The sequence below is a fragment of the Lysobacter daejeonensis GH1-9 genome (genome assembly GCF_000768355.1).
Classification (GTDB): Bacteria; Pseudomonadota; Gammaproteobacteria; order Xanthomonadales; family Xanthomonadaceae; genus Aerolutibacter; species Aerolutibacter daejeonensis.
In genome coordinates this window covers 23,375-40,626 of sequence record NZ_AVPU01000016.1, presented here as the reverse complement: position 1 = coordinate 40,626, position 17,252 = coordinate 23,375, and the positions used below count along the sequence as shown (strand labels likewise).

13 protein-coding genes are annotated in these 17,252 nt (G+C 66.6%); 8 read left to right on the top strand and 5 right to left on the bottom strand.

From position 1 onward, the window contains the following. Positions 1-94 precede the first annotated feature (94 nt). From prpE to prpC, 3 genes are all read left to right on the top strand, one after another. Positions 95-1,993 carry a propionate--CoA ligase gene (gene prpE, locus N800_RS09920; protein WP_036137786.1) on the top strand — a complete coding sequence of 633 codons (1,899 nt, stop codon included), beginning with the start codon at positions 95-97 and terminating at the stop codon, positions 1,991-1,993. A 141-nt stretch (positions 1,994-2,134) separates the two neighbouring features. Continuing rightward, positions 2,135-3,019 carry a methylisocitrate lyase gene (gene prpB / locus N800_RS09915; protein WP_036137783.1) on the top strand — a complete coding sequence of 295 codons (885 nt, stop codon included), beginning with the start codon at positions 2,135-2,137 and terminating at the stop codon, positions 3,017-3,019. Between the two features lie 249 nt (positions 3,020-3,268). After that, positions 3,269-4,420, top strand: coding sequence for a bifunctional 2-methylcitrate synthase/citrate synthase (gene prpC, locus N800_RS09910; RefSeq protein WP_036137781.1), 1,152 nt, complete (start codon positions 3,269-3,271; stop codon positions 4,418-4,420). Positions 4,421-4,684: 264 nt separating this feature from the next. Here the strand turns inward: prpC and N800_RS09905 are convergent, their stop codons facing one another. The 3 genes from N800_RS09905 to N800_RS09895 form a co-directional block, all read right to left on the bottom strand. Then, complete coding sequence (locus N800_RS09905) at positions 4,685-5,302, bottom strand: glutathione S-transferase family protein (protein ID WP_036137779.1); 618 nt, start codon at positions 5,300-5,302, stop codon at positions 4,685-4,687. 116 nt (positions 5,303-5,418) lie between these two features. Further along, entirely contained in the window at positions 5,419-5,877 is a 459-nt protein-coding gene (locus tag N800_RS09900) for a cell wall hydrolase (protein WP_036137777.1), read from the bottom strand. A 336-nt stretch (positions 5,878-6,213) separates the two neighbouring features. Next, positions 6,214-8,244, bottom strand: a complete 2,031-nt coding sequence (locus N800_RS09895) for an NADPH-dependent 2,4-dienoyl-CoA reductase (RefSeq protein ID WP_036137775.1) — start codon at positions 8,242-8,244, stop codon at positions 6,214-6,216. 346 nt (positions 8,245-8,590) lie between these two features. Between N800_RS09895 and N800_RS09890 the strand changes: the two genes are divergently transcribed. The 4 genes from N800_RS09890 to N800_RS09875 all read left to right on the top strand — a co-directional run bounded on the left by N800_RS09890 (position 8,591) and on the right by N800_RS09875 (position 11,662). Then, on the top strand, positions 8,591-9,685 hold the full coding sequence (locus N800_RS09890; protein ID WP_036137773.1) for an OmpA family protein: 1,095 nt from the start codon (positions 8,591-8,593) through the stop codon (positions 9,683-9,685). Positions 9,686-9,905: 220 nt separating this feature from the next. Beyond that, a complete protein-coding gene (locus N800_RS09885; protein WP_036137772.1) occupies positions 9,906-10,430 on the top strand; it encodes a hypothetical protein in 525 nt (174 codons plus the stop codon). Positions 10,431-10,520: 90 nt separating this feature from the next. Then, positions 10,521-11,249 carry a pseudouridine synthase gene (locus N800_RS09880; RefSeq protein WP_036137771.1) on the top strand — a complete coding sequence of 243 codons (729 nt, stop codon included), beginning with the start codon at positions 10,521-10,523 and terminating at the stop codon, positions 11,247-11,249. 161 nt (positions 11,250-11,410) lie between these two features. Next, positions 11,411-11,662, top strand: coding sequence for a hypothetical protein (locus N800_RS09875; protein WP_036137769.1), 252 nt, complete (start codon positions 11,411-11,413; stop codon positions 11,660-11,662). A gap of 80 nt (positions 11,663-11,742) precedes the next feature. On the opposite strand, the gene kbl is transcribed toward N800_RS09875, so the two are convergent. Together kbl and tdh are read right to left on the bottom strand one after the other, a co-directional pair. Continuing rightward, a complete protein-coding gene (kbl, locus tag N800_RS09870; protein WP_036137902.1) occupies positions 11,743-12,951 on the bottom strand; it encodes a glycine C-acetyltransferase in 1,209 nt (402 codons plus the stop codon). Between the two features lie 149 nt (positions 12,952-13,100). Further along, the gene (gene tdh, locus N800_RS09865) at positions 13,101-14,138 is read right to left on the bottom strand and encodes an L-threonine 3-dehydrogenase (protein ID WP_036137767.1); all 1,038 of its coding nucleotides are present in this window, start codon (positions 14,136-14,138) and stop codon (positions 13,101-13,103) included. Between the two features lie 276 nt (positions 14,139-14,414). On the opposite strand from tdh, the gene N800_RS09860 reads away from it, so the two are divergent. Then, positions 14,415-16,565, top strand: a complete 2,151-nt coding sequence (locus tag N800_RS09860; protein WP_036137899.1) for a S46 family peptidase — start codon at positions 14,415-14,417, stop codon at positions 16,563-16,565. Positions 16,566-17,252 lie beyond the last annotated feature (687 nt).

The window sequence follows — 17,252 nt, the reverse complement described above, 5'->3', positions numbered from 1 at the left end:
TGCCACAGGGCTCCGGCATTTTTTCGACCAATGTCTTAGCGCGGCAGCATGCTGCGCCGCGATAGCCTCGATGTATTGTCGTGGAGGAATGGACATGCGGTACGAGGAGTTCTATCGCCGTTCGATCGAGCAACCGGAAGCCTTCTGGGCTGAACAGGCGGAGGCCATTTACTGGCACCGAGTGCCAGACAGGATCCTGGACGACTCGCGGCCGCCGTTCCGCAAGTGGTTCGTCGGTGGCGAAACCAACCTCTGCTACAACGCAGTGGACCGTCACCTCAAGGCGCGTGCCGACCAGTTGGCGCTGGTCACGATCTCAACCGAGACAGGCCTCACCCGCGAGATCACCTACCGTGAACTGCACCGAGAGGTGAACACCTTCGCCGCCGTCATCCGGGCACTGGGCGTGGAGCGGGGCGACCGCGTCATCATCTACATGCCCAACATGGCCGAGGCGGTGTTCGCGATGCTGGCATGCGCACGCATCGGCGCGGTGCACTCGGTGGTGTTTGGCGGTTTCGCGGCGCACAACCTGGCGCTGCGCATCGATGATGCCGAGCCTAAGCTGCTGATCTGCGCCGATGCCGGCATGCGCGGTGGCAAGGTCATCCCGTACAAGCCGCTGGTGGATGCGGCCTGCGCGGAGGCCCAATCTCCACCTGGGCACGTGCTGATCGTCGATCGCGGCCTGGACAACGCGCTCACGCGTATCGATGGCCGTGACGTGGACTACGCCAGTCTGCGCGCGCAGCACGACGGTGCGGAGGTCGAAGTCGCCTGGCTGGAATCCAACGAGCCGAGCTACCTGCTTTACACCTCCGGCACCACCGGCAAGCCCAAGGGCGTGCAGCGCGACGTGGGCGGCTACGCGGTGGCGATGGCGATGTCGATGTGGTCGATCTACGACATCCAGCCCGGCCAGGTGATGTTCTCCACTTCGGACGTGGGTTGGGCGGTGGGGCACAGCTACAACGTGTATGGACCGCTGATCGCCGGCGCCACGTCGATCCTCTACGAAGGGCTGCCGGTCAACCCGGATCCCGCTATCTGGTGGCAGATCTGCGAACGCTATGGCGTGCGCACGATGTTCTCCTCGCCTACCGCGATCCGCGTGCTGAAGAAGCAGGACGCGGCGTACCTCAAGCAGCATGACCTGTCCGCGCTGAAGTACCTGTTCCTGGCGGGCGAGCCATTGGATGAACCGACCGCCCAGTGGATCACCGAGGGCATCGGCAAGACGATCATCGACAACTACTGGCAGACCGAGACCGGCTGGCCAGTGCTGGCGCTGATGCCGGGGGTTGAGATGAAGCCGGTGAAATTCGGTTCACCGGGCCTGCCCACCCCCGGCTACAACCTGCGGGTCATCAACGAAGCCACCGGCGAGGACGTGGCGCCCGGCGAGAAGGGCGTGCTGGTGATGGTGCCGCCGCTGCCGCCGGGGTTCATGACCACGATCTGGCGCGACGACGCGCGCTTCGTGTCCAGCTATTTCGGTCATTTCAAGGAGCTGCTGTACAGCTCGCTGGACTGGGCCATCCGCGATGCCGATGGCTATACCTTCATCCTCGGGCGCACCGACGACGTGATCAACGTGGCCGGGCACCGCCTGGGCACGCGCGAGATCGAGGAGTCGGTGTCCACCCATCCCTCCGTGGCGGAAGCCGCGGTGGTGGGCGTGCACGATGAACTCAAGGGCCAGGTGCCCGTGGTGTTCGCCACGCTGAAGCAGGGCGCCGAGGGCATGAGTGCGGTCGAGATCGCGGTGGCGATGCAGAAGCGCGTGGTGGAGCAGCTGGGTGCCGTGGCCCGCCCGTCGCGGGTGTACGTGGTGAATGCACTGCCCAAGACCCGCTCCGGCAAGCTGCTGCGGCGTTCCATTCAGGCGCTGGCCGAGTCCCGCGATCCGGGTGACCTTTCCACGCTGGATGATCCGGGGGCGCTGGAAGAGGTGCGCCGCGCCCTGGGGCGCGATGCGGACGCGGGCAGTTGAGTCCCGGATTCCGGGGGGCATGGCCGTCGTTGCAAGCCCTGCCATCCCCGGGCATGGAAGGGCGCGTGTAGGGCATCGCGTCGCACCGGAACCCGAGCGCGTGCTCTCGGCTAAAATAACGGGCTGAACAAAGGAGACACCATGGCCCTTGCACCGTCCGCCGGCGCGCGCTTCCGCGCCGCCCTCTCCGAAGAAACCCCGCTGCAGGTGATGGGTGCCATCACCGCCTATGCCGGCCTGATGGCCAAGCGCGTGGGTTACAAGGCCCTTTACCTGTCCGGTGGCGGCGTCGCCGCCAACTCGCTGGGCATGCCGGACCTCGGCATCAGCACCATGGAAGACGTGCTCACCGACGCGCGACGCATCGTCGACGCGACGGGCATGCCGCTGCTGGTCGACATCGACACCGGTTGGGGCGGTGCCTTCAACATCGGCCGCACCATCCGCAACTTCGAGCGCGTTGGCGTTGCCGCCGTGCACATGGAGGACCAGGTCGGGCAGAAGCGTTGCGGCCATCGTCCGGGCAAGGAGGTCGTGACCCGGGACGAGATGGTCGATCGGGTCAAGGCCGCGGTCGATGCGCGTACCGACCGGGATTTCGTGATCATGGCGCGCACCGACGCCGCCGCGGTGGAAGGCATCGACAGCGCGATCGAGCGCGCCGTGGCCTACGTCGAGGCCGGTGCGGACATGATCTTCCCGGAGGCCATGAACACGCTGGACGACTACCGCAAGTTCAAGGCGGCCGTGAAGGTGCCGATCCTGGCCAACCTGACCGAGTTTGGCAGTACGCCGTTCTTTACCACCGACGACCTGCGCGGCGCGGGCGTGGACATTGCCTTGTACTGCTGCGGTGCCTACCGCGCCATGAACAAGGCCGCGCTCAACTTCTACGAGACCGTGCGTCGCGAAGGCACGCAGAAGAACATCATCGACACGCTGCAGACGCGCGCCGAACTGTACGACTACCTGGGCTACCACGCGTACGAGGACAAGCTCGACGCGCTGTTTGCCCGGGAAAAGTAATTCATGGCGAAAAGGTCGGCCGACGGAGCGTACAGGACCCCATGATGTCGGGTTCCCCTGTCCCCCTCCGCCGGCGCGTCCATCCGCCCCCGACCGCAGCGGGCGCGATCTGGCCCGCCACGGTCGCTGCGACATGCCAGTCGCAAAAGAGGCTTTTTTCCACTTTGTTTCCTAGCGATTGATAACGCTGCGCGCCAAGCTGACCGGACAATCTGGTCACTGCACGCTACTTCCATCAGGAGTTATCCCATGACTGAATCTGCCCAGGTGCTGCCCAAGGCCAAGAAGTCCGTCGCGCTGAGCGGCACGGCTGCCGGCAACACCGCGTTGTGCACCGTCGGCCGCAGTGGCAACGACCTGCACTACCGCGGCTACGACATCCACGACCTCGCAACGAAGTCGTCGTTCGAGGAAGTAGCGCACCTGCTGGTGCACGGCGCGCTGCCGACTACGTCGCAGCTGAAGGCTTACCGCACCAAGCTCAAGCGCCTGCGCGGCTTACCCGCGATCGTCGCCGAGGCCCTGGAGCTGGTGCCGGCCAACGCCCATCCGATGGACGTGCTGCGCACCGGTTGCTCGGTGCTGGGCACCGTGCTGCCCGAGCGCGAAGGCCACCCGGCCAACGAGGCGCGCGATATCGCCGACAAGCTGATCGCCAGCTTCGGTTCGATGCTGCTGTACTGGTGGCACTTCACCCGCAACGGTCGCCGCATCGACGTGGAGACCGACGACGAGACCACCGCCGCCCACTTCCTGCACCTGCTGCACGGCGAGGCACCGAGTGCGCTGCACGCCGAGTCGCTGGACAAGTCGCTGGTCCTGTACGCCGAGCACGAGTTCAATGCGTCGACGTTCACCGCGCGCGTGATCGCCGGTACCGGCTCTGACCTGCATTCGTGCATCACCGGCGCCATTGGTGCGCTGCGTGGCCCGAAGCACGGTGGCGCCAACGAAGTGGCGATGGACATCATCAGCCGCTACGGCGACGCCGATGCTGCCGAAGCCGACATCCGCGCGCGCATGGAGCGCAAGGAGATCGTCATTGGCTTTGGCCACCCGGTTTACACCATCGGCGATCCGCGCAACCCGATCATCAAGGAAATCTCGCGCAAGCTGTGCGCCGACGGCGGCAACCAGACGCTGTTCGACGTGTCCGAGCGCATCGAGAACCTGATGATGGACACCAAGAAGATGTTCCCGAACCTGGATTGGTACAGTGCAAGCGCGTACCACATGATGGGGATCCCGACGCCGATGTTCACGCCGTTGTTCGTGATCGCACGCACCACGGGCTGGAGCGCGCACGTGATCGAGCAGCGCGAGGACGGCAAGATCATCCGGCCGAGTGCGAATTACACGGGACCGGAGGATCAGGCTTACGTGCCGATCGAGAAGCGTTGAGTTGGATGAGGGGCCACGCGGTTGCGTGGCCCTTCTGCTTTTTGGGGGGTGACGGGCGGGCGGAGGAGCGCAGGGCGCCACAAGTCGCGGCCCGTTATCCGCTTGGTTGTGACGCCCTGCGCTCCTCCGCCCTGTGAGGGCACCGGTAAAGCAGAAGAGCCACGCAATCGCGTGGCTCTTTCTGTGTCGGGGGGCAGGGAGGGGGAGACATGTCAGCCAAGCCGTTCGCGAGTCCCCTTGGCAACGGGCAGCCGCGTGGCTGGATCAGGCGGTCAAGCCCTCGGCCTTCAGGGTGGCCTGCACGCCAGGGTCCTGGTCCATGCGCGCCTTGAACGCCTGCAGGCGCTCCAGGCCGGACAGGTCCACTCCGGTGCGCTCGGCCCAGCCCAGCGTCACATATAGATAGGGGTCGGCGAAGCTGCGGAAGCCGGCGAGCCAGTCGTGGGCTTCCAACTGCTTGTCGGCGCGCTCGTACAGGCCGCGCAGGCGCTTGCGGGCGGCCTCGCGCACGCCGTCATGCTGGTCGGCGTCACCGTGGAAGGCGGCAGGGGCGAAAAGCGGTACGTAGGCCGGGTGCACGTCGGAGTTCACGAACGCCAGCCAGCGGGTCGCCTCGGCGCGCTGACGGGCGCTGCCGTCGCCGGCAAGGCCGGCTTCGGGCTGGCAGTCGGCCACGTAGCCCATGATCGCCGCGTTCTGCGTGAGCACGAAGTCGCCGTCGACCACCGCAGGCACGGCGCCGGCCGGGTTGACCGTCAGGAACGCCGGCGACTTGAGGGCCGCGTAATCCGCAAGCACCTCGAACTCGTAAGGCTGGCCGCTCCACTGGAGGGCGATATGGACGGCCGTGGAGCAGGCGCCAGGCTTGGTGTACAGCTTCATGCAGTCTCCGGAACGGAATCGGGCCGTCCATGGTGGACGACCCGATCGGAGCGGCTCAATGCCGTGCATGCAACGCTGCGTCGCAGGCGCGCGGGTTGCACGCGCCGGGAAGGCCCTCAGCCGCGGCGCGGCTTGAGCGATTGCACCTTCAGGAAGGTGTGGTCGCCGATGGTGGCCACCTGGTAGGCGTTGCGCCAGCTTGGGCTGGCGATGGCATGGGCCAGGAAGTGGCTCGCGCCGGGCACGATCTCCTTGCGCTGGCCGGGCGGCAGGGCCCAGTTGCGCTCGGCCTCCAGGGCGATGGTCACCGACTCCGCCCACGCCTCGGTGTTGCTCAGGCGGGTGGACGGCGACACCAACGTCGGGGCGAACTGCTTCTTGGCGGTCACCACGTCACAGACGGTGTTGCCCCACAGGCCACTGTCACGACGGCGCAGGGCCACTTCGGCGACGGCTTTCTGGCCACGGACGGACTGGTCGCGGGCTTCCAGGTAAACGGTGGTACTCAGGCACAGCGAGTCTGCTGTCTGCGGCGGCAACACGGAGGCCAACCACAGGATCCAGGCCAACTTCATTCGAACTCCTTGCTCCGTTGCGCCCGTTCGTCTCGCGGCTTCCATCCCCTCGGGGATCTGCTGGAAGCCACTGCTCGGACCGGCATGGCGTACTGGGGAGGGCGGCGGCTCTTCGGCGCGCTTTGCCCCGTCACCTAAACCGCACGGGAGTGTGCGGCCGGTGTGGGTTCCGCCAAGTCGGGGCGGAAAAAGTTGGCGCAAGGTACTGGCGCCAACATAAACGTCACGTGAATGGCGAAAATATAACCTACGGAAAAATCTGGAGTTTTTATTCGGCAGGTCAGGCTGAAGCCCTTGCGTGGCAAGGGTTTGGCGCTGTCAAGAGCGAGGCGATGGTCACAGATTGGCTGCCAGTTGGCTGCCCTGGGCGATGGCCCGTTTTGCGTCCAGTTCCGCCGCGACATCGGCCCCGCCGATGACGTGGACGGTCGCCGGACCGCCTTCCAGGGCCTTGAGCAGGGGTTTGAACGGTTCCTGGCCGGCGCAGATGACCACGTGATCCACCGGCAGCACCTGTTCCTGCCCGTCCACGCGGATGCGCAGGCCGGCATCGTCCACCCCGACGTATTCCACGCCCCCCAGCATCGTCACGCCCTTGGCCTTGAGGGTGGCGCGGTGGATCCAGCCGGTGGTCTTGCCCAGCCGTGCTCCCGGTTTGCCGGGGCTGCGCTGCAGCAGCCACACCCGGCGGGCGGCGGCCTCTGGCGCAGGCACGGTCAGCCCACCGCGGTTGCTGGCATACGCCAGGTCCACGCCCCACTCGGCCCGCCAGCGGGCGGGGTCCAGGCTGGGGGAGGGGCCTTCATGCACGAGGAACTCGGCCACGTCGAAGCCGATGCCGCCCGCACCGATGAGGGCGACCCGCTCGCCCGGCACCACTTCGCCGCGCAGGACCTGCAGGTAGCTGACCACCTTGGAGTGGTCGACGCCGGGGAAATCCACCTGGCGCGGCACGATGCCCGTGGCCAGCACCACGTCGTCGAAGCCGGTCAGGTCCGGGCCGGTCACCCGGGTGCCCAGGCGCTGGTCGACACCGGTCTGCTCCAGTCGCCGGCGGAAGTAGCGCAGCGTCTCGTGGAACTCCTCCTTGCCCGGAATGCGCCTGGCGAGGTTGAACTGGCCGCCGATCTCGTCCGCGGCGTCGAACAGGGTGACCCGGTGGCCGCGTTCGGCGGCCACGGTGGCGCAGGCCAGCCCGGCGGGGCCCGCCCCGACCACGGCGACCCGACGCGGTTGCGTGGTCGGGCGGTAGACCAGTTCGGTCTCGGCGCACGCGCGCGGGTTGACCAGGCAACTGGCGGTCTTGTTTTCGAAGACGTGGTCCAGGCAGGCCTGGTTGCACGCTATACATGTATTGATGTCTTCGGCGCGCCCGCTACGCGCTTTCGCCACCCACTGGGGGTCGGCCAGCAGCGGCCGCGCCATCGACACCATATCCGCCTCGCCGCGCGCGAGGATGCCTTCGGCCACGTCGGGCATGTTGATGCGGTTGGTGGTGACCAGCGGAACGGTCACCTCCGGCTTGAGCCGGGCGGTGATGCCGGTGAACGCGCCACGGGGCACCGAGGTGGCGATGGTGGGCACCCGTGCCTCGTGCCAGCCGATGCCGGTATTGATAAGCGTGGCGCCTGCGGCTTCCACGGCCTTGGCCTGCGCGACCACTTCGTCCCAGCGGTTGCCTTCGTCCACCAGGTCCAGCATGGACAGGCGGTAGACGATGATGAAGTCGGGGCCGCAGGCCTCGCGGATGCGGCGCACGATTTCCACCGCGAAGCGCATGCGTCTGGCCGTGTCGCCACCCCAGGCGTCCTCGCGCCGGTTGGTGCGAGGTACGGTGAACTGGTTGAGCAGGTAGCCCTCCGAGCCCATGACCTCCACCCCGTCATAGCCGGCTTCCCGGGCCAGGCGCGCGCTACGCGCGAAGGCGCGGATCTGCCGTTCGACGCCCGCGGCGGACAATGCCCGCGGCGTGAACGGATTGATCGGGGCCTTCAGCCGCGAGGGGGCCACCTGCAGCGGGTGGTAGCCGTAGCACCCCGAGTGGAGGATCTGCATGCAGATGCGACTGCCGTGCTCGTGCACGGCGCGGGTGACCTGACGGTGCTTGCCCACCTCCCAGGACCAGCTGAGCTTGCCGCCCATCGGCTTGAGCCAGCCCGCGATGTTGGGCGCGAAGCCACCGGTGACGATCAGCCCGACCCCGCCGGCCGCGCGTTCGGCGAAGTAGGCCGCCAGCCGTGGGAAATCCCTCGCCTTGTCTTCCAGCCCCGTGTGCATGGAGCCCATGAGCACGCGGTTGGGCAGGGTGCAGAAACCCAGGTCGAGGGGGCGGAAGAGGTGGGGGTATTGGGGTTGGGAGGGCGGCATTCGCGTACGCATGCGTATGGAATGTGCCACGATGCCGGGAAATGGGCCGGTGGGCAAGCGGTGGATTGCTATCCGGCGAGCGGCCCGGGCGGGTCCCTGGAGACTGGGCGGTGGCCGGCCCTCCCTGCTTTCACCGTGCTTCCACCGGGCCTGCTGTCCAATGTGAACCAACGCTGAGGTACGGTTGCGATTTCCGGGAACTTGGCGGATTGTTAGACGCGTGTTAACGCGGCTTTCACACCTGTAAACTTAACCTGCGCGGGATGGCGTCGTACTAGATCGCCGTCTCGAACGGTGAGGAACCCCTGTGACGCGGTTTCCATTTTTGATCCAAGGAGAGATGAGAATGAACAAGAAGCTTCTTTGTGCCGCCCTGCTGGGCGGTCTGTCGGTTGCCCAGGTCGCGGGCGCCCAGGAGTTTGATGACCGCTGGTACCTGACCGGTTCGGCCGGTTTCAATATCCAGGACAACGCGCGCGGCACCCGCAACGCGCCGTTCGTGGGTCTGGGCCTGGGCAAGATGATCAGCCCGAACTGGTCGCTCGACGGTGAACTGAACTACCAGAACCCGAAGTTCGACGACAACCAGGACATGCTGTGGAGCCAGTACGGCATCTCGCTGGACCTGCGTCGCCACTTCATGCAGGAAGGCCGCAACTGGAACCCGTACGTGCTGATGGGCCTCGGCTACCAGCGTTCGGAAGAAGAGTACGACGCCTTCCCGAGCCCGGACTCGCCGGGTCAGCGTGAAGACGGCAACCTGGCCGCCAAGGTCGGTCTGGGCGTGCAGGGCGGCGGTGATCGCGTGAAGATCCGCACCGAGCTGGCCTATCGCTTTGACATGGATGACTCCAGCGTGGCTGCTCCGGATGAGGACAGCTTCGGCGACGTGCTGGCTTCGGTCGGCGTGATCATCCCGCTCGGCGCTGCCGCCGCCGCTCCGGTGGCTCCGGCTCCGGCCCCGGAGGCACCGAACTGCGCCGACCTCGACGACGACGGCGACGGTGTCAACAACTGCGACGACAAGTGCCCGGGTTCGCAGGCTGGTCAGACCATCGGTCCGGACGGTTGCCCGGTGCCGGTGTCGATCGACCTGAAGGGCGTGAACTTCGACTATGACAAGTCGAACCTGCGTCCGGATGCCGTTGCCATCCTGTCGGAGGCCGTCGAGATCCTGAAGCGCTATCCGGAGCTGAAGGTCGAAGTCGCTGGCCACACCGACTCGAAGGGCACCGACGCCTACAACCAGTCGCTGTCGGAGCGTCGCGCCAAGGCGGTGTATGACTACCTGACCAGCAACGGTATCGACGCCTCGCGCATGACCGGTCCGAACGGTTACGGCGAGAGCCGTCCGATTGCCCCGAACACCAACGAAGATGGTTCGGACAATCCGGAAGGCCGTGCGAAGAACCGTCGCACCGAGCTGAACGTCCAGAACTGATCTGGATGAATGGCGGGTGCGCATGCACCCCCTGCGGTATCCCGAAGCCCGGCCTCGCGCCGGGCTTCGTCGTTCATGTCCTTGAATGGGAGACGTGGGTTCAGGGTTGATCGTGCAGCATGTGGCAAGCCGCCCGGATTGTGGCCGCCTTCACTTTTTTGCGCTGGGCAAAGCGCGCGCCCGCGGCTACAGTCTGCCTACACCACAAGGGAAATCCACCATGCGCCGTTTCTTGCTTGCCGTGCCGATGCTGTTGCTGTCCGGCCTCGCGGCCGCACAGGACGGTGCATGTGGTGCCATCGTCCAATCGCAGTCCGCGGCCAATGCCGTTGCCCCGGAGCTGGCCGCGCGTGGCGCGCGCCTGGGTGCGCCCGCGGGCGTGCTGGCCCAGGCCTATGACGAGTCGCAGTCGGTCGACAGCGTGCTGAACCGGAAGCGGCTGAGTGAATGCCGCAGTGTTGCAGCCAAACGTTCCAGCCAGCCAGCCGCCGCGACGGACTCGGCGGCGGCCCCCGCCGCGGCACCTGCCGCCGCTGCACCGATCGATCCGGCCACCTACAAGCCGAAGACCAAGGACGACAACACGCCCTGGCGCTTCGACATGAGCCAGAACGGCAAGCGCATGACCGCCGAGGAGTTCGACGCCTGGATGAAGGCGCGCGGCGTGCGCGTGGCCAAGGGGGCGCCAGCCCCAGTTGCCAAACCCGCCGATGCGCCGGCCCCGGCCGACAACACGGCGAAGTGATGACCGGCGACGTCCGGCTCGCATCGGACGTCGCATTTCCCTGCCGATGCGCAGGAGTGACGGCCGCGGAAGCGGCCGTTTCTTCAGGCAATGATGAACAAGGCACCACGACACGGATTGGCACGCGTGCTTTCGAAGCACGGCGTGTGCTCACGCACCCAGGCGGCCCAGTGGATTCTCGCGGGACGCGTATCGGTGGATGGCAATGTCGTCCGCAACCCCGAATTTCCGGTGGTGCGCGGACAGCATCACGTTGAGGTCGACGGCCAGGCGCTGGACGGCGCCGCGCGGCTGTACGTGATGCTCAACAAGCCGCGCGGGCTGGTGACCACCGCGAAGGACGAGCATGGGCGCGACACCGTCTACCGCTGCTTTGACGATGCCGCGATGCCATGGCTGGCCCCGGTGGGGCGCTTGGACAAGGCCAGCGAGGGGTTGTTGCTCTTCAGCAATGACCCGGAATGGGCGGCCCGCATCACCGATCCCCTGCGGGGCTTGGACAAGACCTACCACGTCCAGGTCGACACGATTCCCACCCCCGAGTTACTGCAGGCATTGCATGCCGGCGTGGACGAGGATGGCGAATGGTTGGCCGCCAAGCGGGTGACGCTGTTGCGCACCGGCGCCAGGAACGCCTGGCTGGAAATCGTGCTCGACGAGGGGCGGAACCGGCAGATCCGGCGGCTGTTGGCGGCCCATGACGTGGGCGTGTTGCGCCTGGTCCGCGTGCGGATCGGTGGGCTGGCATTGGGCGACCTGCCCAAGGGCGGCTGGCGTCTGCTGACCGAGCCGGAGGCGGTGGCGCTCGCCGCCCGCTGATCCACCTGTCCCGGGCGTGCGCCGCGACGCGTCTGAAAAAGCGCCCGGGATCACAGCTCGCAGCTTCGGCGCCTGGATTCAGCGCGTACTGTGCGCTCACGCAATGTTTGCGTTTACCGCTTCCCTAACACTTCGACTACCACTCGAAGGGGACGGAAGCGATGAACAAGTACCTGTTGACGACCATTCTGGCTGTCGTGGCCGCCAATGCGCAGGCCGCCCAGCCTACGCCGAGCACGCAGTACAAGCCGCGCACGCAGCAGCCGGCTGACGCCAACCGCTTCTACATGGAGCAGAACGGCAAGCGCATGAGCGCGGAAGAATTCGATGCCTGGATGAAGTCGCGCGGCATTCGCGTGGCCACCGGCAAGCCGGCCAAGCCGGCGGACAAGCCCGAGTCCGACAAGAAGTAATGCAGTCGTCGGGGCCGCGGCGCCATCGCCGCGGCCCTATGCCCAGCCGACGCGGTGTCGGCGGGGCGGGTAGATCAGCATCAACCCTTGATCACGCCCAGTTCGCGCCCGATGCGGATGAACGCATCGATGGCGCGATCGAGGTGCGCGCGCGTATGTGCGGCTGACATCTGCGTACGGATGCGCGCCTGGCCCTGCGGCACCACCGGGAAGAAGAAGCCGATCGCGTAGATGCCTTCTTCGAGCAGTCGCTCGGCAAAGCGTTGAGCTAGCGGCGCGTCGTACAGCATCACCGGGCTGATCGGGTGCACGCCCGGCTTCACGTCGAACCCGGCGGCGGTCATCTTCTCGCGGAAATAGGCGGTGTTGTCCGCAAGTTGCTCGCGCAGGTTGCCTGCGGTGGACAACATCTCGAAGGCCTTGATGCCGGCGGCCACCACGTGCGGCGGAAGCGAGTTGGAGAACAGGTAGGGGCGCGAGCGCTGGCGCAGCATTTCGATCACTTCGCGCTTGGCAGTGGTGAAACCGCCCAGCGCACCGCCCATGGCCTTGCCCAAGGTGCCGGTGAAGATGTCGATCTTGTCCATCACGCCCTTGACCTCGGCCGAGCCGCGACCGGTGGCACCGAGGAAGCCGGTGGCGTGGCATTCGTCGATGTGCACCAGCGCGCCGTATTGCTGGGCGAGGCGGGTGATCTCGTCGAGCGGGGCGATGAAGCCGTCCATCGAGAACACGCCGTCGGTGGTGATCATGATGGTGCGCGCACCGTCGGCCTTGGCCTGCTGCAGCTGCTTCTCCAGGTCGGCCATGTCGCAGTTGGCGTAGCGGTAGCGCTTGGCCTTGCACAGGCGCACGCCATCGATGATCGAGGCGTGGTTGAGCGCGTCGGAGATGATCGCGTCCTGCTCGCCCAGCAGCGGCTCGAACAGACCACCGTTGGCGTCGAAGCAGGCGGCGTAGAGGATGGTGTCCTCGGTGCCGAAGAAGTCGGCAATGGTCTTTTCGAGCTGCTTGTGCAGGTCCTGCGTGCCGCAGATGAAACGCACCGAGGCCATGCCGAAGCCGTGGGTATCCAGGGCCTCCTTTGCGGCAGCGATCACGTCCGGGTGGTCGGCCAGGCCCAGGTAGTTGTTGGCGCAGAAGTTCAGCACCGTGCGGCCGTCGGCGAGGGTGATCTCGGCCGACTGCGGGCTGGTGATGATGCGTTCGGACTTGAACAATCCCTGCGCGCGGATCGCGTCGAGTTCGTCGGCGTAGCGGGCGGTCAGGGAGACGGTGGCGTCGGACATGGCGGATTCCGTGTAGGGCGCGAGGGCGGGGCGCATTCTAGTCAATGTGCCGTTTGGGGCGGCTGCGGGCACCGCGGACCACCGTGGCGACCAGGCCGAGCAGCAACACCGCCACCACCGAACCCAGCACCACGGCAGTCATTGGGGTCTTAGTTCCAACTGAGCACGACCTTGCCGGCCTTGCCCGATTCCATCAGTTCGAAACCCTCCTGGAAGGAATCGATCGGCAGCTGGTGCGTGAGCACCTTGCCGAGCGGGAAGCCGCCCAGCACGAGCTGCGTCATCTTGTACCAGGTCTCGTACATCTTGCGGCCGTAGATGCCGTGCAGGGTCAGGCCCTTGAAGATGATCTTGTCCCAGTCGGCGCCGGCGCCCTTGGGCATGATGCCGAGCATCGCGATCTTGCCGCCGTGGTACATGCAGTCGAGCATGTCGTTGAACGCGCGCGGATTGCCGCTCATCTCCAGGCCCACGTCGAAGCCTTCCATGTGCAGGTCGGCCATCACGTCCTTCAGCGAGGTGTTGGCGACGTTGACCACGCGCGTGGCGCCCATGTCGGCGGCCAGCTTGAGGCGGTAGTCGTTGACGTCGGTGACGACCACGTTGCGCGCGCCGATCTGCTTGCAGATGCCCGCGGCGATGATGCCGATCGGGCCGGCGCCGGTGATCAGCACGTCCTCGCCGACCACGTCGAACTCAAGGGCGCAGTGCGCGGCATTGCCGTAGGGATCGAAGAACGCAGCCAGCTCCGACGGGATCTGGTCGGGGATCGGCCACAGGTTGCTGGCCGGCATCACGATGTACTCGGCGAAGGCGCCGTTGCGGTTCACGCCAATGCCCACGGTGTTCGGGCACAGGTGCTGGCGGCCGGCGCGGCAGTTGCGGCAGTGGCCGCAGACGATGTGGCCTTCGGCCGACACACGCTGGCCGACCTTGTAGCCGGTGACGCCAGCGCCGAGCTCGACCACCTTGCCGACGAACTCGTGGCCGATGACCAGGCCCGGCTTGATGGTGCGCTGGCTCCATTCGTCCCACAGGTAGATGTGCAGATCGGTGCCGCAGATCGCGGTCTTCTCCAGCTTCACCAGCACTTCGTTCGGGCCGGGGGCGGGGATCGGCACCTCCTCCATCCAGATGCCCTTGGTGGCTTCGCGCTTGACCAGCGCCTTCATCATCGTCTGCGTCATGGAGGTGTCCTTCGGGGGCGTCCAGCGGGGACGCCGGGGGCCGCAATTATACGCGGGTGCCCGTGGGCGGCCCGGGGTGGAACGAGGCGCCGTGGCGCGCTGGATCACGTCGCGGGATACGGCAGCGCATGCCGGTTGCGCCATCCATCCACGATTTTGCCGCACGTGGCGGAAGCGCCATGGGCGGTCGTCGGCCCGCGTCCGGCGGGCGGTCCGGGTTTGCCGCGCGGGGGCGCGCTGGCCTATCGTGCCAATCCCGCTTACACCGGAACGACCATGCGCCGCCGTCTGCTTGCCCTGTCACTTTCCCTGGCCGCCACCGGCGCCGTCGCCAACGAGGGCATGTGGATGCCGTCGCAACTGCCGGACATCGCCAAGCAGCTGCGCCAGGCGGGCTTCCAAGGCAAGGCGGCCGAGTTGGCTGGCCTGGCCCAGCCGCCGATGAACGCAGTGGTCAAGGTCGGCGGCGGCACCGGCGCATTCGTGTCCCAGGATGGCCTGGTGCTGACCAACCACCACGTCGCCTTTGGCGTGATCCAGTACAACAGCAAGCCGGGCCGCGACCTGATCCAGGACGGCTACATCGCCGCCGATCACGCGGCCGAATTGCCGGCCAACCCCGACTACCGCGTGCTGGTCACCACCGGTTTCGACAAGGTGACCGACCGCATCCTGGCTGATGCGCGTGGCAAGCAGGGCCGGGCCTATTTCGACGCGGTGGATACCGCGACCAAGGCAGTCGTCGCCGAGTGCGAACGCGACGCGGGCTACCGCTGCAGCGTTGCCAACATGTACTACGGCACCGACTTCTACCTGGTGAAGCAGTTGGAGCTGCGCGACGTGCGCCTGGTGTACGCACCGCCGAACGACATCGGCAACTACGGCGACGAGATCGACAACTTCATGTGGCCGCGCCACACCGGCGACTTCACCCTGCTGCGTGCCTACGTGGGCACGGACGGCAAGCCCGCCGACTACTCGCCCGACAACGTGCCCTACGTGCCGCCGTCGCACCTGCAGGTGTCCACGCGCAACGTGAAGGAAGGCGACTACGCGATGCTGGCCGGCTACCCGGGCGTGACCTTCCGCCACCGGATGGCGTCGGAGTTCGGCAACCAGATCGAATGGCAGTTGCCGTCGCGGGTGGCGCTGTTCGACGGCATGATCAAAACCATTGAAGCGGCCAGCGCGAAGGACGAGGACGCGCGCGTGCGTTACGCCTCGCAGGTGAAGAGCTTCAAGAACTCGCTCAAGCGCGCGCAGGGCGAATTGGACGGGCTGCGTCGCAGCAATGCCGTCGCTGTCCGTCGCGACGACGAGACTGCCATGTATGCGTGGCTGGAGCGCCAGGCCGATGCGGCGGCCATCCGCGCCGACATCGCCGCGGCGCAGGCAGTACTGGATCGCGGGGTTGCCACCCGCGAGCGCGACCAGCTGTTGGCGGCCATCAACGGTCAGACCCAGCTGCTGCGTTCGGCGATCACCGTCCAGCGTCTGGCACGCGAGCGCACCAAGCCCGATGCGCAGCGCGAGTCCGGCTTCCAGCAGCGCGACGAGGTGCTGATCACCGGCCAGCTGAAGCAGGTGCAGCGTCGCTATTCGCCCGTGATCGAGAAGGCCCTGCTGGCGCACCTGTTGGCCCAGTACCAGGCGCTGCCGGCCGCCCAGCACGTGGCCGAGTACGACGCGGTGTTCGGTACCACGGCGGAACAGGCGAAGGCCAAGCTGGATGCGCTCTACGCCGGCACCGGCCTGGGTGAGGAGGCCGCGCGCCTGCAGGCGATGCAGGCGGACGTTGCCACGCTGCAGGCATCCAAGGACCCGCTGCTGCAGGCCGCAGCCACCTTGCTGCCCGCCATCCTGCGCCTGGACGACGAATCCAAGGCCAGCGCGGGCGAACTGTTGCGCCTGCGCCCGGCCTACATGCGCGCGCTGATTGGTTTCCGCAAGTCGCAGGGCAGGGCGGTCTACCCGGATGCCAACTCCACCCTGCGCGTGAGCTACGGCCGGATCCAGTCGATGGACCCGCGTGACGGCATCCATTACACCCCGCTGACCACGGTACAGGGCATCGTCGAGAAGCACACCGGCGTGGATCCATTCATCGCGCCCAAGCCGTTGCTGGATGCCATTGCCAAGGGCGATTTCGGCAGCACGGCCGAGCCAAGCCTGAAGACGCAGACGGTCAACTTCCTCACCAACCTCGATACCACCGGTGGCAATTCCGGTTCGCCGGTGCTGGACGCGAAGGGGCGGTTGATCGGGCTGAACTTCGATAGCAACTGGGAGGCGGTGAGCGCGAGCTGGATGTTCGATCCCCGCTACAAGCGGGCGATCCACGTGGACATGCGCTACATGCGCTGGCTGATGGCGAAGGTGTACCCGGCGCCGCACCTGCTGGCTGAGATGGGATTGCCGGCCGAGTGAGGTTTGACTTCGGATGGGGCGGGAGGTGTCCCCAGCGGGCATTGCTCCGGCGCTCCGTCCGCGCAGTCCTGCGCGGAGTCGCGCCGCGCGCCATCCATGGCGCGCTTCTCCGCGTTACCCACTGGGGACACCTCCCTCATCGACGCATCGTTGGGGTGGGCTCACGGTTGCGTTTGGACGGCAACTCGGGGACTGGGACGTATTCTCGCTGACGCATCGACCTCAAGGCGCGAAGCGTCGGCCCCAAGAGATCCGAGCTCGGACCCTCAGGCTCCAACCGCCGAGCCCGATGCTCGAAGCTCCCACCCTGAGAGGTCCAAGTTCGGACCCTTGGGTACCACCCCCCCCGATCTCAAATCTCCAAGTTCCGACCCTGAGGGGTCCAAGCTCGGACCCTTGGAGGTCCAGCCCCCGCGCTCAAAGCTCCAGGGGCCAACCTTGGGAGGTCCACACCCGGACCTCCGGGGGCCAGCTGCCGGGCTCCAAGCTTCAACCTCTGCATTCAAAGCGTGACGGTTGTAGTGCCGGTCTGTTGCCGTGCCGCAGCTCTGGCTCTTGCTCTCAACACCAAGTTCCGGGGAGCGGTTGGGGGAGGGTGGCGATGGGGGTATTGCGGAAAAGCGGGCCATGGATGGCCCGCGGCGCGACTCGGCGCAGGACTGCGCCGACGGAGCGCTGGAGCAGTAC